The organism is Phreatobacter sp. AB_2022a, assembly GCF_026847585.1.
Taxonomy (GTDB): domain Bacteria; phylum Pseudomonadota; class Alphaproteobacteria; order Rhizobiales; family Phreatobacteraceae; genus Phreatobacter.
This window is the reverse complement of record NZ_JAPSET010000066.1, coordinates 1-25,337: the sequence shown is the minus strand read 5'-3', so window position 1 is coordinate 25,337 and position 25,337 is coordinate 1. Positions and strand designations below refer to the sequence as shown.

Annotated in this window: 23 protein-coding genes, 2 tRNA genes and 1 pseudogene; 9 read left to right on the top strand and 17 right to left on the bottom strand. The window is 68.7% G+C overall.

Annotation, left to right across the window (positions count from 1 at the left end):
- The coding region (locus OZ671_RS29225; protein WP_268863973.1) for an extensin family protein at window positions 1-664 on the top strand (664 nt) is incomplete at its 5' end.
- Window positions 665-712: 48 nt separating this feature from the next.
- On the opposite strand, the gene OZ671_RS29220 is transcribed toward OZ671_RS29225, so the two are convergent.
- The 7 genes from OZ671_RS29220 to OZ671_RS29195 all read right to left on the bottom strand — a co-directional run bounded on the left by OZ671_RS29220 (window position 713) and on the right by OZ671_RS29195 (window position 9,900).
- Window positions 713-1,393, bottom strand: coding sequence for a response regulator (locus tag OZ671_RS29220; RefSeq protein ID WP_268863972.1), 681 nt, complete (start codon window positions 1,391-1,393; stop codon window positions 713-715).
- Window positions 1,390-4,071: a sensor histidine kinase gene (locus tag OZ671_RS29215; RefSeq protein ID WP_268863971.1), complete on the bottom strand. Its 2,682-nt coding sequence runs from the start codon at window positions 4,069-4,071 to the stop codon at window positions 1,390-1,392. The genes OZ671_RS29220 and OZ671_RS29215 overlap by 4 nt, the downstream gene beginning before the upstream one ends.
- Window positions 4,072-4,108: 37 nt before the next feature.
- The gene (gene kdpC, locus OZ671_RS29210) at window positions 4,109-4,708 is read right to left on the bottom strand and encodes a potassium-transporting ATPase subunit KdpC (protein ID WP_268863970.1); all 600 of its coding nucleotides are present in this window, start codon (window positions 4,706-4,708) and stop codon (window positions 4,109-4,111) included.
- Between the two features lie 11 nt (window positions 4,709-4,719).
- Window positions 4,720-6,774 carry a potassium-transporting ATPase subunit KdpB gene (gene kdpB / locus OZ671_RS29205; protein WP_268863969.1) on the bottom strand — a complete coding sequence of 685 codons (2,055 nt, stop codon included), beginning with the start codon at window positions 6,772-6,774 and terminating at the stop codon, window positions 4,720-4,722.
- A gap of 8 nt (window positions 6,775-6,782) precedes the next feature.
- A complete protein-coding gene (kdpA, locus tag OZ671_RS29200; RefSeq protein ID WP_268863968.1) occupies window positions 6,783-8,489 on the bottom strand; it encodes a potassium-transporting ATPase subunit KdpA in 1,707 nt (568 codons plus the stop codon).
- 48 nt (window positions 8,490-8,537) lie between these two features.
- Window positions 8,538-8,624, bottom strand: coding sequence for a potassium-transporting ATPase subunit F (locus tag OZ671_RS32110; RefSeq protein ID WP_103168066.1), 87 nt, complete (start codon window positions 8,622-8,624; stop codon window positions 8,538-8,540).
- Between the two features lie 214 nt (window positions 8,625-8,838).
- On the bottom strand, window positions 8,839-9,900 hold the full coding sequence (locus tag OZ671_RS29195; protein ID WP_268863967.1) for a LysR family transcriptional regulator: 1,062 nt from the start codon (window positions 9,898-9,900) through the stop codon (window positions 8,839-8,841).
- Between the two features lie 267 nt (window positions 9,901-10,167).
- On the opposite strand from OZ671_RS29195, the gene OZ671_RS29190 reads away from it, so the two are divergent.
- The 3 genes from OZ671_RS29190 (at window position 10,168) to OZ671_RS29180 (ending at window position 12,010) form a co-directional block, all read left to right on the top strand.
- Window positions 10,168-10,443 (top strand): hypothetical protein, encoded by a 276-nt coding sequence (locus OZ671_RS29190; RefSeq protein WP_268863966.1) that lies wholly within the window; start codon window positions 10,168-10,170, stop codon window positions 10,441-10,443.
- A 236-nt stretch (window positions 10,444-10,679) separates the two neighbouring features.
- Window positions 10,680-11,069: a helix-turn-helix domain-containing protein gene (locus OZ671_RS29185; protein WP_038302094.1), complete on the top strand. Its 390-nt coding sequence runs from the start codon at window positions 10,680-10,682 to the stop codon at window positions 11,067-11,069.
- A 161-nt stretch (window positions 11,070-11,230) separates the two neighbouring features.
- Window positions 11,231-12,010 carry a YbaY family lipoprotein gene (locus tag OZ671_RS29180; protein WP_268863965.1) on the top strand — a complete coding sequence of 260 codons (780 nt, stop codon included), beginning with the start codon at window positions 11,231-11,233 and terminating at the stop codon, window positions 12,008-12,010.
- 51 nt (window positions 12,011-12,061) lie between these two features.
- Here the strand turns inward: OZ671_RS29180 and OZ671_RS29175 are convergent, their stop codons facing one another.
- Window positions 12,062-12,532 (bottom strand): GNAT family N-acetyltransferase, encoded by a 471-nt coding sequence (locus OZ671_RS29175; RefSeq protein ID WP_268863964.1) that lies wholly within the window; start codon window positions 12,530-12,532, stop codon window positions 12,062-12,064.
- Window positions 12,533-12,717: 185 nt separating this feature from the next.
- On the opposite strand from OZ671_RS29175, the gene OZ671_RS29170 reads away from it, so the two are divergent.
- Both OZ671_RS29170 and OZ671_RS29165 read left to right on the top strand, forming a co-directional pair.
- A complete protein-coding gene (locus OZ671_RS29170; RefSeq protein ID WP_268863963.1) occupies window positions 12,718-13,110 on the top strand; it encodes a hypothetical protein in 393 nt (130 codons plus the stop codon).
- 606 nt (window positions 13,111-13,716) lie between these two features.
- Window positions 13,717-14,712: a helix-turn-helix domain-containing protein gene (locus OZ671_RS29165; RefSeq protein ID WP_268863962.1), complete on the top strand. Its 996-nt coding sequence runs from the start codon at window positions 13,717-13,719 to the stop codon at window positions 14,710-14,712.
- Window positions 14,713-14,940: 228 nt separating this feature from the next.
- Here the strand turns inward: OZ671_RS29165 and OZ671_RS29160 are convergent.
- Window positions 14,941-15,015, bottom strand: a tRNA-Thr gene (locus tag OZ671_RS29160).
- A gap of 157 nt (window positions 15,016-15,172) precedes the next feature.
- On the opposite strand from OZ671_RS29160, the gene OZ671_RS29155 reads away from it, so the two are divergent.
- Together OZ671_RS29155 and murA are read left to right on the top strand one after the other, a co-directional pair.
- Window positions 15,173-15,337, top strand: a complete 165-nt coding sequence (locus OZ671_RS29155) for a hypothetical protein (RefSeq protein WP_268863961.1) — start codon at window positions 15,173-15,175, stop codon at window positions 15,335-15,337.
- 250 nt (window positions 15,338-15,587) lie between these two features.
- Window positions 15,588-16,877 carry a UDP-N-acetylglucosamine 1-carboxyvinyltransferase gene (murA, locus tag OZ671_RS29150; RefSeq protein WP_038302108.1) on the top strand — a complete coding sequence of 430 codons (1,290 nt, stop codon included), beginning with the start codon at window positions 15,588-15,590 and terminating at the stop codon, window positions 16,875-16,877.
- A gap of 36 nt (window positions 16,878-16,913) precedes the next feature.
- On the opposite strand, the gene OZ671_RS29145 is transcribed toward murA, so the two are convergent.
- Complete coding sequence (locus tag OZ671_RS29145; protein WP_268863960.1) at window positions 16,914-17,246, bottom strand: hypothetical protein; 333 nt, start codon at window positions 17,244-17,246, stop codon at window positions 16,914-16,916.
- Between the two features lie 277 nt (window positions 17,247-17,523).
- On the opposite strand from OZ671_RS29145, the gene OZ671_RS29140 reads away from it, so the two are divergent.
- Complete coding sequence (locus tag OZ671_RS29140; protein WP_268863959.1) at window positions 17,524-18,057, top strand: PRC-barrel domain-containing protein; 534 nt, start codon at window positions 17,524-17,526, stop codon at window positions 18,055-18,057.
- A 96-nt stretch (window positions 18,058-18,153) separates the two neighbouring features.
- Here OZ671_RS29140 and OZ671_RS29135 read toward each other — a convergent pair.
- The 7 genes and pseudogenes from OZ671_RS29135 to OZ671_RS29105 all read right to left on the bottom strand — a co-directional run bounded on the left by OZ671_RS29135 (window position 18,154) and on the right by OZ671_RS29105 (window position 25,264).
- A tRNA-Leu gene (locus OZ671_RS29135) sits at window positions 18,154-18,238 on the bottom strand.
- A gap of 59 nt (window positions 18,239-18,297) precedes the next feature.
- Window positions 18,298-19,269: pseudogene (truB, locus tag OZ671_RS29130) on the bottom strand (tRNA pseudouridine(55) synthase TruB); the annotation flags it as partial.
- Complete coding sequence (rbfA, locus tag OZ671_RS29125; RefSeq protein ID WP_268863957.1) at window positions 19,218-19,649, bottom strand: 30S ribosome-binding factor RbfA; 432 nt, start codon at window positions 19,647-19,649, stop codon at window positions 19,218-19,220. The pseudogene truB and the gene rbfA, both read right to left, overlap by 52 nt.
- Window positions 19,650-19,744: 95 nt before the next feature.
- Window positions 19,745-20,461 (bottom strand): nucleotidyltransferase family protein, encoded by a 717-nt coding sequence (locus OZ671_RS29120; protein WP_442957143.1) that lies wholly within the window; start codon window positions 20,459-20,461, stop codon window positions 19,745-19,747.
- Window positions 20,458-21,966 carry a tRNA (adenosine(37)-N6)-threonylcarbamoyltransferase complex ATPase subunit type 1 TsaE gene (gene tsaE, locus OZ671_RS29115; RefSeq protein WP_268863956.1) on the bottom strand — a complete coding sequence of 503 codons (1,509 nt, stop codon included), beginning with the start codon at window positions 21,964-21,966 and terminating at the stop codon, window positions 20,458-20,460. Before tsaE ends, OZ671_RS29120 begins: the two co-directional genes overlap by 4 nt.
- Entirely contained in the window at window positions 21,963-24,488 is a 2,526-nt protein-coding gene (locus OZ671_RS29110) for a sensor histidine kinase (protein WP_268863955.1), read from the bottom strand. Before OZ671_RS29110 ends, tsaE begins: the two co-directional genes overlap by 4 nt.
- Before the next feature lie 275 nt (window positions 24,489-24,763).
- The gene (locus OZ671_RS29105) at window positions 24,764-25,264 is read right to left on the bottom strand and encodes a GNAT family N-acetyltransferase (protein ID WP_268863954.1); all 501 of its coding nucleotides are present in this window, start codon (window positions 25,262-25,264) and stop codon (window positions 24,764-24,766) included.
- Window positions 25,265-25,337 lie beyond the last annotated feature (73 nt).

The window sequence follows — 25,337 nt, the reverse complement described above, 5'->3', positions numbered from 1 at the left end:
CGAAGGCCAGGCGCCTGAAATCCCGCCGGCGCCCGGAACCGCCGCTCCGACGCCCGCACCCCGTCCCGCAGAACCGACGGCACCCGAGGCACAACCGGCGGCCGCCGAGGCGGAGGCCTGCTTCGGCCGGCTGCGCGCCCTCGGCCTGCATTTTTCATCGGAGGCTGCCCCGGCGGCCCCCGAGGGCTGCGGCATCGCCCTGCCGGTGCGCCTGCAGAGCCTCGACCTCGGCGCGGGCGACAGGCTGGAGCTTCCCGACCGGCCGCTGGTCGCCTGCGCCTTCGCCGAAACCTTCGCCCTGTTCGCGCGCGACCTCGTCGCGCCGCTCGCCCGCAGCCGCTTCGACAAGCCGCTGCGGCGGCTCGGCACCGGACCGGGCTTCGAATGCCGGCCCCGCAATCGCGCAGCCGGGGCGCGCCTCAGCGCCCACGGCCGCGGGATCGCCATCGACATCGCCTGGTTCGGCCTCGCCGACAATGGCCGCGTGACCGTGGCCGCTCCCGCGACCGAGGCCGAAAGGCGCTTCCTCGACGGAGTGCGCAGAGCCGCCTGCGGCTGGTTCACCACCGTGCTCGGACCGGGCTCGAACGCCGCCCATGCCGACCACCTCCATCTCGACCGCGAGCCGCGCGGCCGGAACGGCGAGGCGAAATTGTGCGAATAGCGAATGGGGATGCAGCCGCGCTCGCCGCTCATCCCTACTTCCCATTCGCTATTCGCACATCCGGTAGCCGATGCCGGGCTCGGTCAGGATCAGCTTGGGTTCGGCGGGGTCGGCCTCGATCTTCTGCCTGATCTGGCCGACATAGACGCGCAGATATTGGGTGTCCTCGACATGGGCCGGCCCCCAGACCGCCGCCAGGATCTGGCGATGGGTCATCACCTTGCCGGCATTGCGCGCCAGCAGCAGCAGCAGCTCGAACTCCTTCGGCGTCAGCTTCAGGTCGGCGCCGCGGCTCGTCGCGCGGTGGGCCGGCACATCGATCTCGATCGGGCCGACGGAAAAGACCGCCTGCTCGACCTGGCCGCCGCGCCGGTGGCGCAGCGCCGCGCGCACCCGCGCCAGCAGTTCGCCGATGCCGAAGGGCTTGTTGACATAGTCGTCGGCGCCGAGATCGAGCGCCTCGATCTTTTCCGCCTCGCGGTCGCGTGCCGAGAGCACGACGATCGGCACGTCGGAAAAGCTGCGCACCTTGGCGATCACCTCCTTGCCGTCCATGTCGGGCAGGCCGAGATCGAGAATGACGCCGTCAGGCGCCGAGCCGGCTATGCGCCTGACCGCCTCGACGCCGGTCGTGACGCTGGCCACCTGATAGTCGGAGGCTTCCAGGGCCGGGGTCAGGAAGCGATGGATCGCCGCCTCGTCGTCGACCACCAGGATGCGCGTCTTCATTGCTGTTCCACGTCCTTCTCGGCGGGCGTCGGCAGGGCGATGGTGAACCGCGCCCCCCTGCCGCCGTCCACCGGGCTTTCGACTTCGATCGTCCCGCCATGCGCCTCGACGATGCCCTTGGCAATAGCCAGCCCCAGCCCGGTGCTCTCGCCGCCGTCGCGCCGGTCGGGCGCGCCGGCCGAAGCGAACTTCTCGAAAACATGCGGCAGCGCCTCCGGCGTGATGCCGCCGCCGTCGTCGGTCACCTGCACCAGGACCCGACCATCCGCGCCACGCACCGCCACGACGACGCGCGCTTCCGGGCCGCCGTGACGCAGCGCATTCTCCACGATGTTCGACAGCGCCTGCTCGATCAGCGTCGCATCGGCCTCGACGAGCGGCGCGGCGCCCGTCACCTCGATGACCCGGCCGGGTGCGCGCCGGCGCGCCGCGATGACGACGCGGTCGGCGGTCTCGCGCGGGTCGAGCCAGTCACGCCTCAGCTCCAGACCTCCCGCCTCCAGGCGGGTAATGGCCAGAAGGTCGCGCACCATGCGATCGAGATGCTCAGCCTCTTCCTTGATCTGGGTCAGCATGTCCGAGCGGGTCGCATTGGCCATCCTGTCGCCGAAGGCGATCAGCGTGGTCGACGCGCCGAGGATCGAGGCGAGCGGCGTCCTGAAATCATGGCTGATGGAGGCGAGCAGCGTATTGCGCACCCGCTCGGTTTCCGCCGCCGCCTTGACCGCACCCATCTCGCGCGACAGCGCGGCCCGCTCCAGCGCGGCCGCCGTCTGCTCGGCAAGCGTATCGAACAGCGAGCGCGCCTCCGGGTCGAGCGGCGCGCCGTCAGCCGCCGCGGAAATGCCGATGACGCCGACCCGGGCGCGCGGCGTCTTCAGCGGCACGAAGAGCCAGGGCGCGGTCGGCAGGGTCTGGGTCTTCGCGCCCGCCGGCTCGTCGTGCTCGTGCGCCCAGCGGGCGGCGGCCATGCTGGCCGCGTCGAGTTCGTCGACCGGCGGCCACATGCCGGTCAGCGCGATGTCGCCGTCCTGTTCGAGCAGGATCACGACATTGCGGGCCAGGGCGCCGTGCATGTCGCTGGCGGCCGCCTCGGCGACCTCGTCGAGCGAGGCTATGCCGGAGATGCGGCGCGAGAAATCATAGAGCCGGCGGGTCGCGCGCATCCGGTCGGAGGCGATGCGTGCCTGGTCGCGGACGCGGCCGGCCAGCGTCGAGACCAGCACCGACACCGCCAGGAACACGAACAGCGCCAGGAGCTCGTGCGGCTGCGCGACGGTGAGCGTGTAGATCGGCTCGATGAAGAAGTAGTTGTAGGCGAGGAAGGACAGGGCCGAGGCGACGATCGCCGGCCAGCGCCCGAAGGCCACGGCCGCGCCGACGACGGCCGCCAGGAAGACCAGCGACAGGTTCGGCATGGTGGCATTGCCGCCGATCGCCTCGCCGAACAGGACGGCCAGCCCGACCAGAGTGGCCGAACCGAGATAGGGCCAGAAGCGCGGCGGTTCAGGCTTCGGCTTGGAGCTTGGCGGCTCCAGCCGCTCCGGCGTCGCGGTGACCACATGCACGCCGATATCGGCGGCCTGGCGCACCAGCTCCTGGGCAAGCGCCCGGCCGAACAGCACGGCGAGCCGCCCGCCGGCCGAGCGGCCGACGACGATCTGGGTGACGTTCTCGCGCCGGGCATAGCGCAGGATCTCGCTCGGAATGTCGGCGCCGACGAGCCTTTCGGTATCCGCGCCGAGATCCTTGGCCAGTTCCAGCGTCTCGTCGAGCCGACGCCGCTTGGCCTCGGCCAGAACGTCAGTCGGCCGTTCCACGGAAACGGCGGTCCAGGGCGCATCCATCGTGTCGGCGAGGCGTTTGGCCTGGCGCACCACGAAGGGCGACAGGGGATCCGGGCCGACGAGGGCGAGGATGCGTTCGCCGGCCGGCCAGGGGCCCTCGATGGCGCCGGCACGCATGCGCTCGATCAGCGCGGCATCGACCGTCTCCGCCGTGCGCCGCAGCGCCAGTTCGCGCAGCGCGGTGAGGTTCTGCGGCTTGAAGAAGCTCTGCACCGCCTGAGCCGCGGTCTCCTGGACATAGACCTTGCCCTCGGCGAGGCGCTTCAGGAGCTCGTCCGGCGGCAGGTCGACGAGCACGACCTCGTCGGCCGCCTCGAAGACCTTGTCCGGCACGGTCTCGCGGACGCGCACCTTGGTGATCTTCAGGACGACGTCGTTGAGGCTGTCGAGATGCTGGACGTTCAGGGTGGTCCAGACGTCGATGCCGGCGGCGAGCAGTTCCTTGACGTCCATCCAGCGCTTGGGGTGGCGCGAGCCCGGCACGTTGGTATGGGCGAGCTCGTCGACCAGCAGCAGCGCCGGCCGGCGGGCGAGCGCCGCGTCCAGGTCGAATTCCGGAACCGCGCGGTTGCGATAGACGACGAGCTGGCGCGCAAGGGTCTCGAAGCCCTCGACCATGGCCTCGGTCTCGCGCCGGCCATGGGTCTCGATGAGGCCGCAGACGACGTCGATGCCGGCGGCCTTCTGCTCCCGCGCGGCGGCCAGCATGGCATAGGTCTTGCCGACGCCCGGCGAGGCGCCGAGAAAGATCTTGAGACGGCCCCGCCCGGCCTTGTTGGCGAGCGCCAGCAAGGCATCGGGATCCGGACGGTTCGTCGCGTCGACGGGCATCCCGTCAGTCTAGCCGATTTTTGGGCATTCGCCGCTGCTACCGCAAGGCGTCGAGCGCCAGGTTCAGCCCGAGGACGTTGACGCGCCTTTCGCCCACGAGGCCGAGGCTGCGGCCCTCGACATGCGCCTCGACGAGCTGGCGCACCCGGTCGGGCCCGAGATTGCGCGCCGCCGCGACCCGCGCCACCTGGGCGAGCGCGTTCTCCGGGCTGATATGCGGATCGAGGCCGGAAGCCGAGGTGGTCACCATGTCGGGCGGGATCGGCCCGGTGACGCCGGCCGCGCGCAGGGCCTCGATATCGGCCTTGACGCGGTCGATCAGCTTGCCGTTGAGAGGCCCGAGATTGGAGCCGCTCGAGGAGGCGGCGTTGTAGGGCGCGTCGACCGTCTTCGACGGGTCCTGCGGGTCGGCGGCCGAGGTCGCCGACGGCCGCGGATGGAAATAGCGCGGCGCGGCGAAGGCCTGGCCGATCAGCGCGGAACCGACGACCTTGCCGTCGCGCACGATCAGCGAGCCGTTGGCATTGGCCGGCATCGCCACTTGCGCGATGCCGGTGACCGCGAAGGGATAGACGAGCCCGGTGAGCAGGGTGAACAGCACCAGCAGCACCAGGGCGGGGCGGAGATGGGCGAGCATGAGGCGTATCCTTAGGCGAGGCCGATGGCGACGATCGCCATGTCGATCAGCTTGATGCCGATGAACGGCGCGACGAGGCCGCCGAGACCGTAGACGAGGAGATTGCGGCGCAGCAGCGCCGCCGCGCCGACCGGCCGGTAGGCGACGCCCTTCAGGGCGAGCGGCACCAGCGCGACGATGATCAGCGCATTGAAGATGACGGCTGACAGGATGGCCGATTGCGGGCTTGCCAGCCCCATCACGTTGAGGCCGCCGAGCACCGGCAGGCTCGCCGCGAACAGCGCCGGCAGGATGGCGAAATATTTGGCGACGTCGTTGGCGATCGAGAAGGTGGTGAGCGCGCCGCGGGTCATCAGGAGCTGCTTGCCGATGCCCACCACCTCGATCAGCTTGGTCGGATCGGAATCGAGATCGACCATGTTGCCGGCTTCGCGCGCCGCCTGGGTGCCGGTCTGCATGGCAACCCCGACATCGGCCTGCGCGAGCGCCGGGGCGTCGTTGGTGCCGTCGCCGCACATGGCGACCAGCCGGCCCTTGGCCTGTTCGGCCCGGATGAAGGCGAGCTTGTCCTGGGGCGTCGCCTCGGCGATGAAATCGTCGACGCCGGCCTCCGAGGCGATGGCGGCGGCGGTCGCCGGATTGTCGCCGGTGACCATGACCGTGCGGATGCCCATGCGGCGCAGCTCGGCGAAACGCTCCTTGATGTCGGGCTTGACCACATCCTTCAGGTGGATGACGCCGAGGATGCGGTCGTTCTCGACGAGGCCGAGCGGTGTGCCGCCGGCGCGCGCGATGCGGTCGACCGTCTCGCGGAAGCCGGCCGGCTCGGCCACGGCGCGGCCAGAGGCCTCGCGGGCGAACCTGACGACCGAATCGATCGCGCCCTTGCGCAGGTGGCGCGTGCCGATATCGACGCCGGAGAGGCGGGTCGCCGCCGAGAAGTCGATGAAGCTCGCCCCGGCCGGCCGGTCGAGGTTGATGTTCATCGTGTTGCGGGCGAGTTCCAGGATCGAGCGGCCCTCGGCGGTCTCGTCGGCCAGCGAGGCGAGTACCGCCGCCTCCATCACCTGCTGGGCGCCGATGCCGGGCATGGCGATGACCTCGGAGGCCATGCGGTTGCCGAAGGTGATGGTGCCGGTCTTGTCGAGCAGCAGCGTGTCGACGTCGCCGGAAGCTTCCACCGCGCGGCCCGAGGTGGCGAGCACGTTGAACTTCAGGAGCCGGTCCATGCCGGCAATGCCGATGGCCGAGAGCAGACCGCCGATGGTGGTCGGGATCAGGCAGACGAGCAGCGCCACCAGCACCACCACCGACATGGCGATGCCGTGATAGGCGGCAAAGCCCGGCAGGGTGCCGACCGCGATGACGAAGACCAGCGTCATGCCGGCGAGCAGCACGGTCAGCGCGATCTCGTTCGGCGTCTTCTGGCGCTCGGCGCCCTCGACGAGCGCGATCATGCGGTCGAGGAAGGAATGGCCCGGCTGGGCGGTGATGCGCACGATGATCCAGTCGGAGACGACCGTGGTGCCGCCGGTCACCGCCGAACGGTCGCCGCCGGCCTCGCGGATGACGGGTGCGGATTCGCCCGTGATCGCCGCCTCGTTGACGGAAGCGATGCCCGAGACGATCTCGCCGTCGCCGGGAATGACATCGCCGACGTCGACCCGCACGAGATCGCCGGGCTTGAGGTCGAGCGCCGAGACGAGCGCGAAGGCGCCGCTGTCGTCGGCCGTCGCGAGCCGCTTGGCCTGGGTGTCGGTGCGGGTGCGGCGAAGCGCATCGGCCTGGGCCTTGCCACGGCCTTCGGCCAGCGCCTCGGCAAAGGTCGAGAACACCACGGTGAGCCAGAGCCACAGCGCGATCTGCGCGGTAAAGGCGGTCGCCGTACCGGCCAGGATGTCGCGAATCAGCACGATGGTGACCACCGCCGCCACCACCTCGGTGACGAAGATGACCGGGTTGCCGACGAGGATGCGCGGGTCGAGCTTGCGGAAGGCATCGAGAGCGGCCTGGCGGACCAGGGGGCCGGCGAACAGCGCCGATGCCGCGTAACGTTTGCGGGTCATGACGGACCTCAATTGGCGATCTGGTTGCTGAGCATCTGCATGTGCTCCAGCACCGGGCCGAGGGACAAAGCGGGGAAGAACTGCAGGCCGCCGAGGATCAGGATCACGCCCGACAGCAGGCCGACGAACAGGACCGAGTCGGTCGGAAAGGTGCCGGCGGACGGGGCGAGCTTCGGCTTGGCGGCGAGCGAGCCGGCGATCGCCATGACCGGCACGATGATGGCGAAGCGGCCGAGATGCATCGCGACGCCCAGCATGGTGTTGTACCAGGGCGCATTGGCGGTGAGCCCGGCGAAGGCCGAGCCGTTGTTGGCCGCGGCCGAGGTGAAGGCGTAGAGGATCTCGGAATAGCCGTGGGTGCCCGGATTGGCGGTGCCGGCCAGCGCGGCAGGCAGCACCATGGATAGACCGGCGAAGGCGAGGATCAGGAGCGGCACCACGAGGACGCCGAGCACGGCGAGCTTGACCTCGCGCGATTCCAGCTTCTTGCCAAGATATTCCGGCGTGCGGCCGACCATCAGCCCGGCGACGAACATGGCGAGGATCGCATAGAGGATGATGCCGTAGAGACCCGAGCCGACGCCGCCCGGCAGGATCTCGCCGAGCTGCATCAGGAACATCGGCACGAGCCCGCCGATCGGCGTGTAGGAATCGTGCATGGCATTGACCGAGCCGTTGGAGGCGCCGGTGGTGAACACGCTCCAGACCGCCGACAGGGCCGGGCCGAAACGGACCTCCTTGCCCTCCATGTTCGGTCCGGAAAGACCGAGCGCGGCCATCTGCGGCGTGCCGGAGGCTTCGGCCCAGTAGACGATGGCGCAGCCGGCAGCGAGGAACAGCATCATCACGGCGAACAGCGCCCAGCCCTCGCGGTCCCGGCCGATCATCCGGCCGAAGGCCACGGCAATGCCGAGCGGCAGGCAGACGATGGCCCAGACGGTGACCATGTTGGTCCAGGCATTGGGATTCTCGAAGGGATGGGCCGAATTGACGTTGAAGAAGCCGCCGCCGTTGGTGCCGAGCTGCTTGATGGCGATCTGCGAGGCGACCGGGCCTTGCGCGATCACCTGGGTCGCGCCTTCGAGCGTCGTCGCCTCGACCGAGCCGGCAAAGGTCTGCGGCAGGCCGAGCGCGACCAGGACCAGCGCGGTGAGAAAGGCGATGGGCAGCAGGAGGTAGAGCGTCGAACGGGTGAGATCGACCCAGAAATTGCCGAGTCCGTCGGTCTTCTCGCGGGCGAAGGCCCGGGCGAGCGCGGCGAAGATGGCGATGCCGGTCGCCGCCGAGATGAAGTTCTGCACGGTGAGGCCGAGCATCTGGACGAGATGCGAGAGCGTCGTCTCACCGCCATAGCTCTGCCAGTTCGTATTGGTGACGAAGGATATGGCGGTGTTGAAGGCGAGATGGGCGGAAACCTCGCCCTGGCCGGCCGGATTGAGCGGCAGAACGGTCTGCAGGCGGATCAGCGCGTAGAGCAGGAGGAAGCCCGCCGCGTTGAAGACGAGGAGCGCCACCGTGTAGTCGGCCCAGCGCTGCTCGCGCGCGGGATCGACGCCCGCGAGCCGGTAGAAGCCGCGTTCGACCGGCCCGAGGACGGGGTCGAGGACGGTGCGCCGGCCGTCGAGCACGGCCGCGAAGAACAGGCCGAGCGGACGTGCCGTGATGCCGGCGAGGACGAGGAGAAGCAAAACTTGCAGCCAGCCGTTCACGGTCATGGCACACCCATGGGATCAGGACGCACGGAGGATCCGACGCGGAAGCGGTCAGAATTTCTCGGGGCGAAGGAGGACGAGGATGAGGTAGAGAGCGAGCCCGAGGCCCGCCGTCCCGGCGAGAAGAAGGTCGAACATGTGAGGACCGCCCTTCAGGCCCGCGTCGCGGCGCGGACGTAAACGATCATCAGCCCGAACAGGCCGAGACCCAGTGCGACATAGATGAGATCGGACACGACAAATCCTTCCGCAGCCTGGAATGGCGCCGGTCCTGATTGCGCCCGATCGCCATCAGGGCGCGATGCGAATTTTGCGCTGCGGCATAAGGAAGCCGTAAGGACGCCGCCGCGGCTCAGTCCTTGTCGCGCTCGGGCTGCGGCGCGAGAGCGAGATGCCCGCCCTGCGTCATCACGCGCGCTTCCTTGCCCATGCGGTCGGCGAGGACCGCGGGGTGGATGAACTCGTCGCGGAAGCAGGGATGAAGCGCGGGGTCGAAAATGCGCTTCAGCCAGTCGACCATCAGCATGTGGCGCGCCGAACGCTTCAGCTCCGGATGGTAGGTCAGCCAGAGATCGAGGTGATGGTGCAGGCCGAGATCGACCGGCACCAGCCGCGCGCCCATGGCCAGCGTGTAGGTCGGCAGCATGCCGATGCCGACGCCGCGCTCGACCGCATAAAGCGTCGCCGTGGATGAATTGGTGCGGATCCCCGGCATGGCGGCGAGGATGTCGAGGCCCATGAGCCGGGCATAGGCGGTTTCGTCGAGCTGCGGGGCGAGCTGCAGCACGACGCGATGATCGCCAAGGTCGGCGATCGTGGCCGGCAGGCCGAAATCGCGGATATAGCTGCGCGAGGCGAAGGGATAGACATGCAGCCGGCCGAGCCGGCTGACGATCAGGTCCGGATCGTCGGGCGGCTGGAACTGGATGGCGATGTCGGTTTCGAGCCGGCTGACACTGGCCGGTTCCATGGCGCAGCGCAGATCGACCGTCAGCGACCGGTAGGCCGCCTGGAAGTCGACGAGCTTCGGCAGCACCCAGTAGGCGCCGATGCCTTCGGTCGCGGCGATGCGCACGACACCCTTCAGGTCGGGATCGGCCTGGGCGGCGCGGCGGAGGATGTCGAAGCTCGCCCGCTCCATCTTGCGGGCATCGTCGAGGATGGCCCGCCCCTCGTCCGTCAGTTGCAGGCCGGACTGGTGCCGCACGAACAGGGCGAAGCCGAGGGCGGCCTCCAGCCGGCCGATGCGGCGCATGACGGTGGTGTCGGTCATGCCGAGCGTCTGTGCGCCCCGGCGGAAGCTGCGGTGCTCCACGCAGGCCAGGAAGACCTTGAGATCTTCCCAGGATGCATCGATGGATTCACCGGTCCGGTGCTGCATGGGCGCAGCGGACCGCTGCAATTTCTGCTGCATCGCGCGCGCCTCCACGCCGCTAGCCTGTCGCCTCGTCTTTCGGGGGAAAGATTGTAGATGGCTTTGTATGGTCGCGATAGCGGTAGGATTCTGCCGCGTCGCGAATGAAGCCCGTCGCCGTGGCCGATCGTCCCGCAGTGTGTGGCTGGGGCGGAGAGGCCACCGGCGCCGTCGTTGCGCGCTCCCGAGACCGGCCGCGTCCGCGGCCTTCCGCCACGGCCGTCCCTATCGGCGGCCAGAACCGCCACCGCCATGATCCGGGGGGATATGATGGCCGCGTTCAAACGAGACCTGCCTGATGCATCGACCGAAGACCCGATTTTCATCGACGAACATTTCGACCTCTCGCGCCTGCGCGAACTGGTCTACTGGAGCCAGGAACCTGGCCTGCTCGAGCTGATGCGGGCGGTGCTCACCATGCCGCAGGCCAGTCTTTCCGATCTGCTCGGTTTTCTGCGCACCGTGCCTGCGGCGGCCCATTTATGCGCCGACTATGCGGGCGACGGGGCGATTCGCCTGAGCGTGGCGCGGCGCCATTCGTAAGCCAGGACCCGGAGCGCTATGTGCTTGATATTGCAGGCATCGCGAGCGAAAAGGGTTTCCCCATAGGAAACAACTTGCAGATGCCGGAAAATGTCGCAATAAATGTAATATCATGCCCCAGGAAAGTTGAATCGCTTTTTTGACGACTCCCGCAGCGGGTGCTGATGCCGCCGGTTTACGCCCCCATGTGCCGGCCCAAGCGACAGCAGCCGGTGCGACAACCGGAGGAACCCTTAATGTCGGTCAAGAATCCGAGTCCCGTGGACCGGCATGTCGGCACGCGTGTTCGCATGCGGCGGATGATGCTGGGCATCAGCCAGGAAAAGCTTGGCGAACGTCTCGGGCTGACCTTTCAGCAGGTTCAGAAGTATGAAAAGGGCGTCAACCGCATCGGCGCGAGCCGCCTGATGCAGATGTCCGGCATTCTCGGCGTGCCCGTCTCGTTCTTCTTCGAGGATGCGCCGAGCGTCGCGGAGGTCAGCGACGACAAGCTGCCGACCCCGGGCGCGCTGCTGGTCGTGCCCGGCGCCATCCAGCTGCTGCAGGCCTATGCCCGGATCGAGGATCCGGCGCTGCGCCGTTCGCTCGTGCATATTGCCGAGGGCCTCGCGCCCGCGGCCAACTGACCTCGATCGGGCCGGAACCCGCGCCGGTTGGCGGCCCGATCAGCGGATCGGGCGCCTTCCCGCCGGTTCCGGCTGACGACACCTCCGGGTGCGGCCATTGAGACAGTCCTCGTCGCCGAGCTAGGCTCCGCCCGCCGATCCGCTGGACAAGGAGCCTTGCCGTGGCCGCCGCCCATCACCCCGCCATCCTGTCGCGACGCCAGCTGACCGGACTTTTTGGTCTTGCCCTGACCGTTCCGGCCGGCAGCGCGCTGGCCGCGCCGCGCGTGCTGCGCGGCACTGTCGTCTATCGCGAGCGCTTGGCGCTGCCGCCCGGCGCCGTCGTCGAGGTCAAGCTGGTCGACGTCTCGCTGGCGGACGCGCCGTCGCGCACCATTGCCGAGACGCGCATCCGGACCCGCGGCCAGGTGCCGATCCCCTATATGCTGCGCTTCGACAGCCGGGCCATCGTGCCGCGCCGCACCTACGCTCTGCAGGCGCGGATCAGCGTCGGCGACAGGCTCATGTTCATCACCACGACACGCCACACGGTCCTTGCGGGCGGCCGCGACGATACCGAGATCCGCGTCGAACGGGTGGCGGGCGCTGCGGCGCCGGCGCCGCAGCAGGGCCTTGCCGGCCGCTGGCTCGCCGAGGATATCGGCGGCGGCGGGGTCATCGACAATCTGCAGACCGTGCTGGAGATCGCGCCCGACGGCCAGGTTTCCGGCAGCGGCGGCTGCAACCGGATCGGCGGACGGGCGACGATCCGCGGCCAGTCGGTCAGCTTCGGCCATCTGGCCGGGACCACCATGGCCTGCGCCCCGGCGATCCTGAACCAGGAGGCCAAATTCCTGGAGACGCTCAGGACCGTCCACCGCTGGCGCGTCGATGCGGCCCGCGGCAAGCTGATCCTGCTGGACCGCCGCGGCCGCCAGGTCATGGTGCTGGCGCGGATGTAGCGGCGGCGCGGTCGGGCCGCCCGTCCGACGGTGCCGGCCGACAGGGCGTCGTCACAGCAGCTTCCGCATCCGGAAATTGGTCAGCGTCGCGCCACGCAGTTCGACCTGCTGTTCGGCGACGAGCTGGAAGCCGCGGCGTTCGAAGAAGGGCCGCGCCGTGCGGCTCGCCTCGGTGAAGAGGTGGAGGAGGCCGCCTTCGCGCGCGGCGCTTTCGACGGTCGCCAGGAGCCGCGAGGCGATGCCCGCGCCTTGGTGGCCGGGATCGACGAACATCATGTCGAGATGGCCGTCCGGCTCGAGGTCGGAAAAGCCGACGACCATGCCGTGACGGACCGCGACCCAGGTCGGCCGGCTGCCGCGACGTTCGCGCCAGCGCGTGCGGTCGACCGTCGACCAGGCCGCGATCTGGACCGGATCGTAGTCCCTCGCGGCCGTCTCGCGCACGGCACGCTGGAACACCGCGATGACCGCGTCGAGATCGGCCTCGCGGTAGCGGCGGACGGAAAGATCGGGATTCGGCATGGCGGGACGAGAGCCTCGGGCCCCGGCGCGGGCCGATCGGGTCCTAGCAGGACATGCCGCAAAGGCAAGCCACACCGTTTCGCACCGCTCGCCGACTGGCCTTCACAGGGCCGCCCGGGCCCCCACATGAAGAGTGCACAGGCGACCATCGCGGCCGCTCCTTTGAACTCTCGAAGGAGGCTGACATGCTCCCGAAAAGCCCCGATCTTCCTCACACCCGCTCGCTGCACCGCTTCGTCTACGAGGCCATGGTCGGCCTGGCCGTCTGGTTCGTGCTCTCGGCCTGGCTCGGCTTCGGCGCGGGAGCCTATCCCGACTATCTCCTGACCGTGGTCACGCTGTTCATCCTGGGCGTCGTGGCCCTGTCGCTCCTGTCGGGCCGGTTCGACCGGCACAGGCGGATGAGACCCGGCGCGGCCGGCACGCGCGGCGCCTTCGGCGCCTGGAAGGCGCTCGATTTCGAAACCGCGACAGGGCGGCTCAAGGCCTCCGAGGCCGCCGCCCAGATCCTGCTGCCGCTCGCCGCGATCGCCTTCGGCATGACCCTTTTCGCGCTGATCGCCCTCGCGAGCATCTGAGCGGCCGGCATCGGCGGAGGCGACCCTCTCAGCCACGGCGGCCCGGTCGCCGCACCGGATGCCGGCCCCGCAGCCCGGCAGAAAGTTCGCCCCGGCGCGCCCGTCCGGCCGTACCGCTTCCATCGGTGCGGTTTGACCCGTTTCGAATCTCCCGAGCGTGCCTCGAAGGCGGTCCGATGCGCTCCGGCCCGCGCCAATATTCCTCCGGCGCGCGACGTCACCGAGGCGCGCCTGCCCATCCCGCGCGGGTCACCAGCGCAGGCCGATCTTCTCCCTGCCGGGCCAGCATTCCGGCTCCGACGCGCCCCTGCCCCGGTTCAGCCGGTCGGTGTCGGGCGGGTCTGTTCTCAGGGCGCTCTGTCATGAGGCACGGCGCAGCCCGTCACAGGGAGGCGTTCTCGCCTGACGCTCCGGGCGGGCGCAGGCGGACGCGGGCGGACGCACAAGATAGCCGGCCAGGCTGGCCGCGGGGGGTGCCTCTGGCGGCAGCGTCAAAGGCATTCTGCGCCCGGCCCGCGGCTTGGAAAAAACATACTGTCATAATTTGGCCCGATCCAATTCGTTGCCTGCGCACATTCCGCATCGTCAAATTCTGTTCTCGCTGGCATGAAAACCGCTCAACGAACTTTAATCGATTTGTCGACCGCGGCTTTGAAATGCGCGGAGAAGCTCGAATTTTGGCAAGATATGACACGTCAAGCTATGGTTGGATGCGTCATATCCTCATCGGAGCCTTCCGCGTTCGACATTCATGTCGATGGCTTCGTCCAGAATGACCTCAGTATCGTCGATGTGCGTTGCACTTCTTTCGAGGTTGAGCGGAAACCTGAGCTTTTCGAGGCACCAGACGATGTAGTACTTCTGTTTTTTATTAGATCTGGAAAACTATTTGTTGAACAAGACAATCGCTCTGCGCTCATTGAGCCTGACAATGGTGTGATGGTTGCATGCGATCGGCCTTACAAGCTGCATGTTTTAGGCCCTCACGAGGCGTACTCCGTTCGCGTCCCCCGTCTTCTATTCATTCCGAAAAATAATATCGACGCCTTTACCGTGCGGCCCATTCCCATAAGTGGAATTGTCGGCAACATATTATGGTCTTACGTATATCAATTATATAAGAACGGAAAAACCGCAGACGATGACCTTGTCATACGGATAATGCATTCATTTGCGAATATCCTCGCCGTAACATTTGACCAAAATTATCGACAGATTCATTTGACGAGTCGCGAACGTACACTTCAGAGGGTCAAAGCCTTCATCGACATGAATTGCCATCGTGCGGATCTTACGCCGGCGGCCGTGTCCGCCCGGACGCGATTGACCCCGCGATATCTGAACAAGCTTTTCGAGGCCGAAAAAACCTCGCTTGGGCGCTACCTTCTGGCCCAAAGGCTCGACAAGGCGGCCGCCGATATCGTCAGCTCCGTTGACGCCAGAAAATCCATCACCCAGATCGCGCTCGACGCCGGATTCAAGGACCTGTCGCATTTCTCGTCCGCGTTTCGCGCCAGATTCGATCTGGCCCCAAGCGCTTACAGAGATCGCCTCGTTGCAGGGAAAAGGACCGGGAACCTGTCGGAGACTGATGAACAATAGGGTCGTTTCCGACCTGCCCTGCGTCCTTCGCCGGCATGAGGGGCGGATGTGCCTGCCCCTTTCGCGGGCGCGCCTTCGGGCAGGCGATACGATGGCCAGCCGCCGGCCGGGTGCCTTGGCCAAAAGGTCGGCGGGCGCGCTGCGGGAATTGTATCGCGGTCCTGTACACGGTCAGGCCGGCATCAACCCGTCGATCGGACTGGTCTCTGATCTGCAGGGAAAAAGGGCTGGTGCTGCGAGAGAGGATTGAACTCTCGACCTCTCCCTTACCAAGGGAGTGCTCTACCACTGAGCTACCGCAGCGAGGCCGTGGGCCGGGAGGCGAACAGGCGCCCCGGCGATCGGGACGCTTCCCTGCCACAGCGTTGCGGGGGATGCAAGAGGCTGGCCCCAAGTCTTTGCCAGTTGGCAGTGCATGGCGATCATCCGATAGTGGCCGGTGCCACCTGCGTTAAGCCCGATGACCGACAACGACCCGAAATCCGAGACCAAGCCGGCGGCCCGGCCGGACGAGCGCGCGGCGCGCGCCGCACGGCTCGCCGCCCAGCTGAAAGCCAATCTGAAGCGCCGCAAGGCGCAGGCCCGCGGACGGGCGGACGCCGACAAGAGCGACACCGAAACCTGATTCGGCGCGGGCGACGCCGCCCGGCGCGCGGCGGCCGGCGCAGTCGGCCGGTCCTGCGCCATGCCCCCGCCCGGCCGGCTTCCTTGTTTCGCCCTGTTTGGTCGGCTATTGCGGTGATGAACCGATGCTGACGGGATTCGCGCGATTGCGGCTCCTCCGCATGCGGCCCGACGCATTCATTACCCGTCCGGCCCACCCCCTATGGGCCTTTCGCCTTTCAGCATTCCGTTTGCTCAATCAGGAGTTCGGCATGGATCGCATCCGCATCACCGGCGGCCGCCCGCTTCACGGAACGATCCCGATCTCCGGCGCCAAGAACGCCGCCCTGCCGCTGATGATCGCCTCGCTGCTGACCGAGGACGAGCTGACGCTGACCAATGTGCCGCGGCTGTCCGACGTGTCGAACCTCGCCCGCATCCTCGGCAATCACGGCGTCGACGTGACCATTGCCGGCAAGCGTTCCGGCGACGACGTGCTGGTCGGCCAGACGGTCAGGCTCAATGCCCGCTCGATCGTCGACACCACGGCGCCCTACGAGCTCGTCTCGACCATGCGGGCGAGCTTCTGGGTGATCGCGCCGCTGGTCGCGCGGATGGGCATCGCCAAGGTCTCGCTGCCTGGCGGCTGCGCCATCGGAACCCGGCCGGTGGACCTGCTGCTGCATGCGCTGGAGCGGCTCGGCGCCGAGATCGAGATCGATGCCGGCTATGCGGTGGTGAAGGCGCCGAGCGGGCTCAAGGGCAACGAGATCGATTTCGCCAAGGTGACGGTCGGCGGCACGCATGTCGCGCTGATGGCCGCGGCGCTCGCGCAGGGCACCACCGTGCTCCACAACGCCGCCCGCGAGCCCGAGATCGTCGACCTCGCGGAATGCTTGATCAAGATGGGCGCCAAGATCAAGGGCGCCGGCACCGAGACCATCGAGATCACCGGGGTCAGCCGGCTGAAGGGCACCCATCACGCCGTCGTCGCCGACCGCATCGAGACCGGCACCTATGCCATGTGCGTCGCCATGACCGGCGGCGACGTGATGCTGGAAGGCGCCCGGCCGGAGCTTCTGCAGGCCGCGCTCGACGTGCTCACCGAGGCGGGCGCCGAGATCGCCGCCACCAATGAAGGCATCCGCGTCAAGCGCAACGGTCACGGCATCGCCCCGGTCACCGTCACCACCGACCCCTTCCCGGGCTTCCCGACCGACCTGCAAGCCCAGCTCATGGGCCTGATGACCCGCGCCAAGGGCACCTCGAAGATCACCGAGACGATCTTCGAGAACCGCTTCATGCACGTCCAGGAGCTCGCCCGCCTCGGCGCCCATATCCAGCTCGACGGTCAGACGGCGACCATCGAGGGCGTCGACACGCTCAAGGGCGCGCCGGTCATGGCGACCGACCTGCGGGCATCGGTGTCGCTGGTCATCGCGGCGCTCGCCGCGCAGGGCGAAACCATGGTCAATCGGGTCTATCACCTCGATCGCGGCTTCGAGCGGCTGGAAACCAAGCTCGCCGCCTGCGGCGCGGCCATCGAGCGCATTTCCGGCTGACGGGCCGGAGCGGCCTCTTCGCGCCCTCGCGTGCCGTCAAGGCTGGATCCGCCGGCTCGGGTCGTATTGCAGGGCGTTGCAATCGGTCCAGCCCGACCGGCCGGCATCGATGATGTGACAGGCCCGCCCCTGCTGCCGGAGCACGGTGATGCTGCCGAACGCATTGTCGTAGCGTTCGCAGCGCGCCGCCGCGCGGCGCGACGCCAGCGCCGCCGGCGAGGGGCAGAGTTCGCCACGCTTGTTGCGGCATTCGAAACTGTCGCACAGCCGCTGGTAGTCGACCCGCTGCCCGGTGGCGGCGGGCGGCAGGGCGAGCAGCGCGACGAAGGCCAGGACAGCCCCGGCGGGGGCGGCAATGTTCGGGTGCATGGCCGACAGTCTCCGTGTCTCGACGGGGAGCCGCAGAACGGTCCGGCACAGGAAACCGGCCAAACTGGGCCTGGTCGTGGCCGCGCCGTCCGCGCGCGCGAAAAACGAGCGCAATCGCAAGCATTTCCGGCAGACGGCCAGGCAACTATCGCGGCGTGGATGGAACAGCTTTTGGGACGAAAGGTTGTTCTCAATGTCCGGCCGAGCAGGGCCGAGCCCGTCTCACCGCCTCTGCTCGACCAAGGATGTCGTCACTTGATCCCTCAAGGAGGACACCATGATCAGGAACAAACTTGCTCTTGCTTCGGTCCTGGTGGCGCTGAGCGGCGGCGCCATGGCCCAGCCCGCCCCGACCGCCCCCGAAACGCCGGGACGCAACGCTCCGGCGGCCCGACAGGTCCAGTCCTCGCTGGCGCCGAACGAATTCACGACGCGCAGCCTGATCGGCATGACGGTCTATGCGCCGAAACCGGCCGAAGGCTCGGCGAGCGCCGATCCTGCGACCACCGCAACGGTCGCGCCGACGCCGCCAGCCTCGCCCGCGACCATGGACGACGCGCAGTGGCGCGCCATGCGCGAGCGGCACGACAATATCGGCACGGTCAGCTCGGTGGTACTGACCAGCGACGGCCGCGCCAAGCAGGTCGTGCTGGGCGTCGGCGGCTTCCTCGGCATCGGCGAGAAGTCCGTCGCGCTCGACTGGCAGGACCTGCGCCTGATGCGCGATTCCAACGGCAAGCTGTTCGCCGTCGTGATGCGCACCAAGGAACAGCTCAACGCCATGCCGAGCTTCGTCGACGCGGCCCAGTAACGGCCGGACCGCCGGGACGGCCGATTCGGGCGGTCTCGGCCTCGGGAACGGAAAACGCCCGCTCCTCGGCATGAGGAGCGGGCGCTTTCACGAAATTGGTGCCCAGAAGAGGACTCGAACCTCCACGACTCTCGTCACTGGTACCTGAAACCAGCGCGTCTACCAATTCCGCCATCTGGGCGAGAGGCCGGTGTCATAGCGACCGCGAGCGGCCGCGTCAACGCATGTCCGGCAAGATATTCACGGCTGAAAAACAAAGACGCGCTTCGGCACCAGTTCGCCGCGCTCGACCTCGCAGACGGCGACCGGGTCGCCGCCGGCCGAAACCCAGACGGTGCCTGCAACGGGCGCGTCCCGGCCGCGCAGAATGGCGCTCTGGCCGCGGGTCAGGCGCGCGGCGGCATCGCGCGTCACCTGCACCTCAGGCACCTCGGCGAGCGCGGCCTCGACCGGCAGCAGGGCATCCTCGAGCGACTGGTCGCCGATGCGGCCCTCCTGCAGCTCACGCAGCTCGTCGAGCGACACCGTGTCGTTCTCGCCGAAGGGGCCGACGCGGGTGCGGCGGAGCGCGGTGACATGGCCGAAGCAGCCAAGATCGCGGCCAAGGTCACGGGCAATCGCCCGGACATAGGTGCCCTTGCCGCATTCGGCTTCGAAGGCCGCGGCGTCCGGGGAAAAGCTGACCAGCTTCAGGCTGTCGATGGTGATCGGCCGGGCGGCGAGCTCGACCGCCTCGCCGTCGCGGGCAAGGTCATAGGCGCGCTCGCCGTCGACCTTGATGGCGGAGAATTTCGGCGGCACCTGCATGATCGTGCCGGTATAGCGCGGCAGCAGGGCCTCGACGGCAGCGCGGTCGGGGCGGGCGTCGGAACGGGCGACCACCTCGCCCTCGGTATCGTCGGTCGTCGTCTCGCTGCCCCAGGTGACCGTGAACCGATAGGTCTTGCGGCCGTCCATGACGAAGGGAACCGTCTTGGTGGCCTCGCCGAGGGCGATCGGCAGGAGGCCCGAGGCGAGCGGATCGAGCGTGCCGGCATGGCCGCCCTTCTTGGCGTTGAACAGCCGGCGCACGGCGGAGACCGCATGGGTCGAGGTCTGGCCGAGCGCCTTGTCGAGCACGATCCAGCCGTGCACGTCGATCTTCTTCGAGCGGGGCTGGTTCATGACGGCTCGTCCTCGTCGTCCGGCCGGGCGCCGCCCTTGGGCCCGAGGTCGCGGCGCACCGCCTCGCTGTCGAGAAGACGGTCGATGCGCGAGCCCTCGTCGAACGAGGCATCGATGCGGAAGCGCAGGTCGGGCGCAAATTTCAGGTTGGTGCGATGGGCCAGCTCGCCGCGCAGGTAGCGCTTGTTGCGGGCGAGCGCGGCGATCACCTCGTCCTGGCCCTTGCCGCCGAGCGGCATGACGAAGCAGGTGGCGATCTTCAGGTCGGGCGACATCTTCACCTCGGGCACGGTGACGACGGTGCCGGCGAGAACCGGATCGTGGATCTCGCCGCGCGCGAGCACCTCGGCGAGGGCATGGCGCATCAGCTCGCCGACGCGCAACTGCCTTTGCGACGGGCCGGAGCCCGTGTCGAAACGTTTGGCCATTGATGGTCCTTCTCCCGGGATCGGACCGGGCGGAAGTGAAAAGGAGGCGGCGACATACACCCGGCGGGCGAGAATGGAAAGCCCCGGCCGGCCCGTCAGAGCATCCCGGCGATCGCGGCCTCGGCCTCGCCGATCGCCGCCGGCGTGCCGACATGCAGCCAGAGCCCGTCGATGACCAGGCCGTGCAGCCGGCCGCGTGCGATGGAGGCGTTCCACAGGCTGTTGAGCGAAAAGACCGCGCCGGGCGCGTGGCCGGCGAAATCCTCGGCCTGCATGACCGCGGCGCCGGCATAGGCGAAGGGGGCGCGCGCGGCGGCGCCGCGGCGGGTGAGCCGGCCGTCGGCATCGCGGAAGAAGTCGCCCGGACCGTCGAAGCCGACGCTCGCCTCCATCCGCGCCAGCAGCAGCAGCGTGTCCATGCGCCGGGGATCGAAGGCCTCGATCAGCCGCGCCAGGCTGGAGCGGCCGGCATCGCGCCAGAAGGCGTCGGCATTGCGGACCAGGAAGCGCGGCCCGAGATGCGGCAGCGCCTTGGCGACGCCGCCGCCGGAATCGAGCAGCGCGGCGCGCTCGTCCGACACGATGACCCGTGGCCGCTCGCGCCGCGCCACCGCCGCCTCCACCTGGTCGGCGAGATAGTGGACATTGACCACGGCGCGCGTGATGCCGGCCTCCGCCAGCGGATCCAGCACATGGTCGAGCAGGGTCTTGCCGGCCACCATCACGAGCGGCTTCGGCCGGTCGTTGGTGAGCGGGCGCATGCGCGTGCCGAGGCCCGCGGCCAGCACCATGCAGCTGTCGATCCCGGTCACGGCGGCGGCACGCGGTCGTCGACCCAGCGCTTGACCTGGGCGAGCGCGGGATGGGCCAGGCAGCGCTGCAGATAGGCCCAGATGCGCGGGATATGGGCGAGGTATTGCGGCTTGCCGTCGCGCTTGTCGAGGCGCACGAAAATGCCCAGCAGCTTGGTCGCCCGCTGCGCGCCGAGGATGGCATAGAGGCGGGCGAAGCTCGCCATGTCGAAACCGGCATCCGCCGCGCGGCGGGCCGCGGCATAACGCGACAGGAGCTGCAGCTCGAGCGTCTCCGGCACGGTGACGCGCGCGTCCTGCAGGAGCGAGACCACGTCATAGGCCGGCGGGCCCATGACCGCGTCCTGGAAATCGATCAGCCCGACCCGCTCGATGCCGTCGCGGTCGGCCAGCCAGATCAGGTTGGGCGAATGATAGTCGCGCAGCGTCCAGGTCTTCGGCGCCTTCTCGACCTCGGCGAAGAGATCGGCCCAGTGCTTCAGGAAGACGTGCTTCTCGCTGGCGGGAATGCGCGCCTGGCTGCGCGGAATATACCAGTCGAGCAGCAGCTCGACCTCGGCGCCGAGCGCCTCGTGGTCATAGGGCGGCAGGCTGTACGGCCCCTTCGGCGTGCCGAGCGTATCCGGCCGGGCGCGGCCATGGAGATGGGCCAGCACGTCGACCGCCGCGGTATAGCGCTCGGCGATCGGCGCCCCGCCCGCCACCACGCCCTCGGAGCCGAGATCCTCGAGCAGCAGGAAGCCCTGGTCGAGATCGATCGCCTCGATCTCGGGCGGCGACAGGCCGGCATCGCGCAGGCCCTCGGCCATGGCGACGAAGGGCACCATGTCCTCGGCGAGATGGGCGATGCGGCTATAGGGCAGGCCGTTGCGGATCGGCGGGCCATCAGGCCGGCGCGGGGCGTTCATCAGCACAACGCGGCGGCTGCCGTCGGTCAGCCGCTCGTAGGTGCGGCTGGACGCATCGCCCTGCAGGTGGCGGCGCGTCGCGCCGGCCCAGCCGGCATTGTCCATGAAGACGCGCAGCGCGACGAGGCGCTGGAGCCGGTCGCGCCAGGCCCCATGGCCGGTCAGCGTCGCCGTGCGGGCGGAAGGGCCCTGCGCCGCGTTCAGCGCGAGCTCGATCTCCAGCCGGTCGCCGGACAGCGCGCCGCCCAGCCGGTCCGGCCATTCGACCAGCAGGAGCGCGTTTTCGGACACGTCGTCCCAGCCGAGCTCGGTGATCTCGTCCGGCGAGATGACGCGGTAGAGGTCGGCATGGATGACCGGGAAACGCTTGAGGTCGTAGGGCTGGATGATCGCGAAGGTCGGGCTCGGCACCTCCAGCGCCTCGTCCTCGGCGAGCGCGCGCACGAGAGCGCGGGCGAGCGTCGACTTGCCCGATCCGAGCTCGCCGGCCAGCGTGACCACGTCGTTCACCTGCACCGCCATGGCCAGATCCATGGCGAAGCGGACGGTCGCCGCCTCGTTGGCGAGCTGGAGGGTGTGGCGCAGCGGTTCGGTCATTCGGCGGCCTTTGAATAATCGCCGAGATCGGCCGGCAGGGTCACCTTGACCTGCGTGCCCTGGCCGGGCGTGCTTTCGACGGAGACATGGCCCTTATGCAGGGCCACGAAGGATTGGACAATGGAGAGGCCGAGGCCGGCGCCCCGGTGATGCGAACCGGTGGTGCGCGTCTCGAACCGATCGAAGATGCGGCCGAGATGTTCCGGCGCGATGCCGGCCCCCTGATCGCGCACCTTGAAGACGATCTGGTCACCGTCGCGCGTCGCGTCAAGGACCACCAGCCCGCCACGCTCGGAAAAGCCGATGGCATTCGACAGGAGATTGAACAGGACCTGGCGGATGCGCTGGCCGTCGGCGCGGAACGAGCCGATGTCGCGCGCCGCGCGCAGCTCCAGCCGGACCTGGCCTTCGGCAAGCCGGTCCTTGACCGCATCGGCCGCGGTCTGCATGGCCTGTCGGATGTCGACCTCGCCGAGATCGAGGCGCATGACGCCGGCATCGATGGTGGCGAGATCGAGCACGTCGTTGATGATCGACAAAAGCGCCGAGGACGAGACGCTGATATAGCCGAGATATTCGCGCTGCTTGTCGTTCAGCGGCCCGACAGCGGCGTCGTCGAGAACCTGGGCGAAGCCGATGATGGTCGTGAGCGGCGTGCGCAGCTGATAGGAGACGTGGTGCACGAAGTCGTTGCGGATCTTCTCCGCGGCTTCCAGCGCCTCGTTGCGCTCGGTCAGGGCGCGCTCGACCATGACCATGTTGGTGACATTGCGGAAGGTGACCAGCGTCGCGCCGTCGGGCAGCGGCGCCGTCACCGCGTCGAGCACGGCGCCGTCGTTGCGGTCGAACCGGAAGCTGCGTGGCTGCCGCTTGGCATCGATGGCGGCGACCGCGGTCTTGATCTCCGGCCAGGCGCTGGCATCACGCAGATAGGGGATGCACAGGCCGGCGATCTGGTCGATATGCGGGCGGGCGTCGAGCAGGCTCTGGTCGATGTCCCAGAACAGGGCGAAGGCGCGGTTGTGCAGCGACAGCCGGCCGTCCGAACCGAACACCGCGACCGCCTCCTCGAGATGGTCGAGCGTCTCGCGCTGCACCTTGCCGAGCGCGGCGACCTGGGTCTCCAGCTGCAGGCGCCGGGTCTGGTCCTCGAAGACATAGGTGACGCCGCCGGCGGGGTCCGGGTTCTGCACCACGCGCAGATAGCGTCCGTTCGGCAGCAGCCATTCATGGCTGCGCGGCTCGGTGTCGATCGCCTCGTAGACCGCATGCAGCGACTTCTTCCATTCGCGGAAATTCGACTGCTCCGGCAGCTTGCGCCGCTCGCGCAACCGGTCCAGCACGTCGCCGTCGGTCGGCTCCTGGTGCAGGAAGGCCGGCTCGAGGTCCCAGAGCAGGCGGAAGGCCTCGTTGTGGAAGACCAGGCGCTTGTTGGCATCGTAGATGGCAACGGCGGTGGCGAGCTGGTCCAGCGTGCGCTTGTGGGTCTCCATCTCGACGGCGAAATGGGTGCGCATCGCCTCGAGCTCGGTAACGTCGACGGCAAGGCCGGCGGCGCCGCGGGGGCCGGGCCGCTCGATGGCGTCGAAAACGCGGCGGGCGCCGGCGGAGATCGCATTGACCCGGCGCAGGAACGGCTCCTGCGCGCCGCGGCAGCGCGCCGCCTCGGCCCGGTCCACCGGTTCGAGCAGCTCCGTGCCCTTCGCCACGGCCTCGGCACCGCTGGCGCTGTCGGTGGCGCGGGCATAGGCCTCGTTGACCCAGGTCAGCCGGCCGTCCGCATCACGAATCCAGGCCGGCATGGGCAGGTCGGCAAGGAAAGCGAGCACGGTCTCGGTGCGCCTGACGAAGCCGTCATGCTCCTCGCGCAGCTTGACCAGTTCCTCGCGCAGGCCCGCCATCAGGCGCAGGCGCAGCACCGCCCGCCCGCCGATGGGCCGGCCCTCGGCCTCCACCGGGCGGCCGTCGGTCGTCACCAGTTCCAGCTTGAACGGCATGCCCGTCCGGCGCAGCAGATCCACGCCGCGCTCGAGCTCGGCGGCCCTTTCGGCGGCGATCCAGGTGCCGAAGGCGAGCACCCGGTGCGGCGCCGCCGGATCGACCAGGTTCTTGACGTCGCCCGAAATCTCCGGCTCGTCGCCTTCGCCCCAGACCACCACGACATGCTGGTCGAGGGTGAGCAGCGCGTTGGCGCGATCGAGGGCAAGCTTCAGCCGGTTGATCTCCTGGCGCGCGACCAGCGTGTCCTCGGCGGCGCGGGTGCGGGTGCGCAGCAGCCCGATGCCGGTGACCACCGCGAAGACAACGATGCCGACATTGAGCCCGAACATCGCCCATTCATGCGCAGCGAGCAGACGGACCGCGTCGCCGACGCCGAGCGCGGTTTCGGCCGCGACCAGGGAGGTCGAGGCAAGCAGGGCGGCCGTGGTGCCGGACAGAACGGCGCCGGCACGGCTCGTCCAGGCGCGTTTCAGCCCGAGGCCGCGTCCGGATGCGTCGTCGACCCTGTCAAGGTCCGGCATCGCCTGTCCTTTGTCCGGCTGATCGTTCGTTCATCTCCGCGCATGCGGCTTCGCGGCGGTGCCGCTCCGCGCCGCGAATCAGTTCCACTCTACCCTCGGCGGGAATCGTGAATTAAGAGTCCGAAACGAGAACGGCGCGACGAAATGTCGGTCATGCACCCGGCGTGGCCGGAACGCCACGGTGGGCGCAGCAATTGGCGAACGGGGAGCGGGGATGAAGCGGCCGGCGCCGGCCGCCCCCCATTCGTCATTCGCTATTCCCCGTTCGCCCGGCGTCAGATCGTCGGCAGGACCTTGCGCATCATCACCGCATCGGCAGTGCCGGTGGCGGTGCGGTAATAGCCCCTGCGCCGGCCGATGATGGAAAAGCCGCGGCGCTGATAGAGCTTCAGCGCCGGTGCGTTCTCCGCCTCCACTTCCAGGAACAGATTGGCAATGCCGGCGCGCATGAGGTCCTTCACATGGGCGTCGAGCAGCTGGCCGGCAAAACCGCGTCCGCGCAGGCGCGGCAGGACGGCGATGGTGAGGATCTCGGCCTCGTCGGCGGCGAGCCGGCTGACGACGAAGGCGCCGATCGGCTGGGTCGCGCGGCGACGCAGGGCATGGGCGAGGATCGAGCGGTCGACCAGCATGGTCTCGAAATCCTGTACGTCCCAGCCACGATGGAAGGAGGCGCCGTGGATCGCCGCCATGTCGCGCGCATCGCCCATGGCCGCCCGATCGAGCACCGGCTCGGCGCGCGGCCACCAGGCCCAGAGGTCGTAGAGCGAGCTCACGGCGCGACCGCAGGCCGGCGCTGCGGGCGCAGCTGCGGCTTGGCGTCCGCGGCCTTGAGATAGAGCGGCCGGC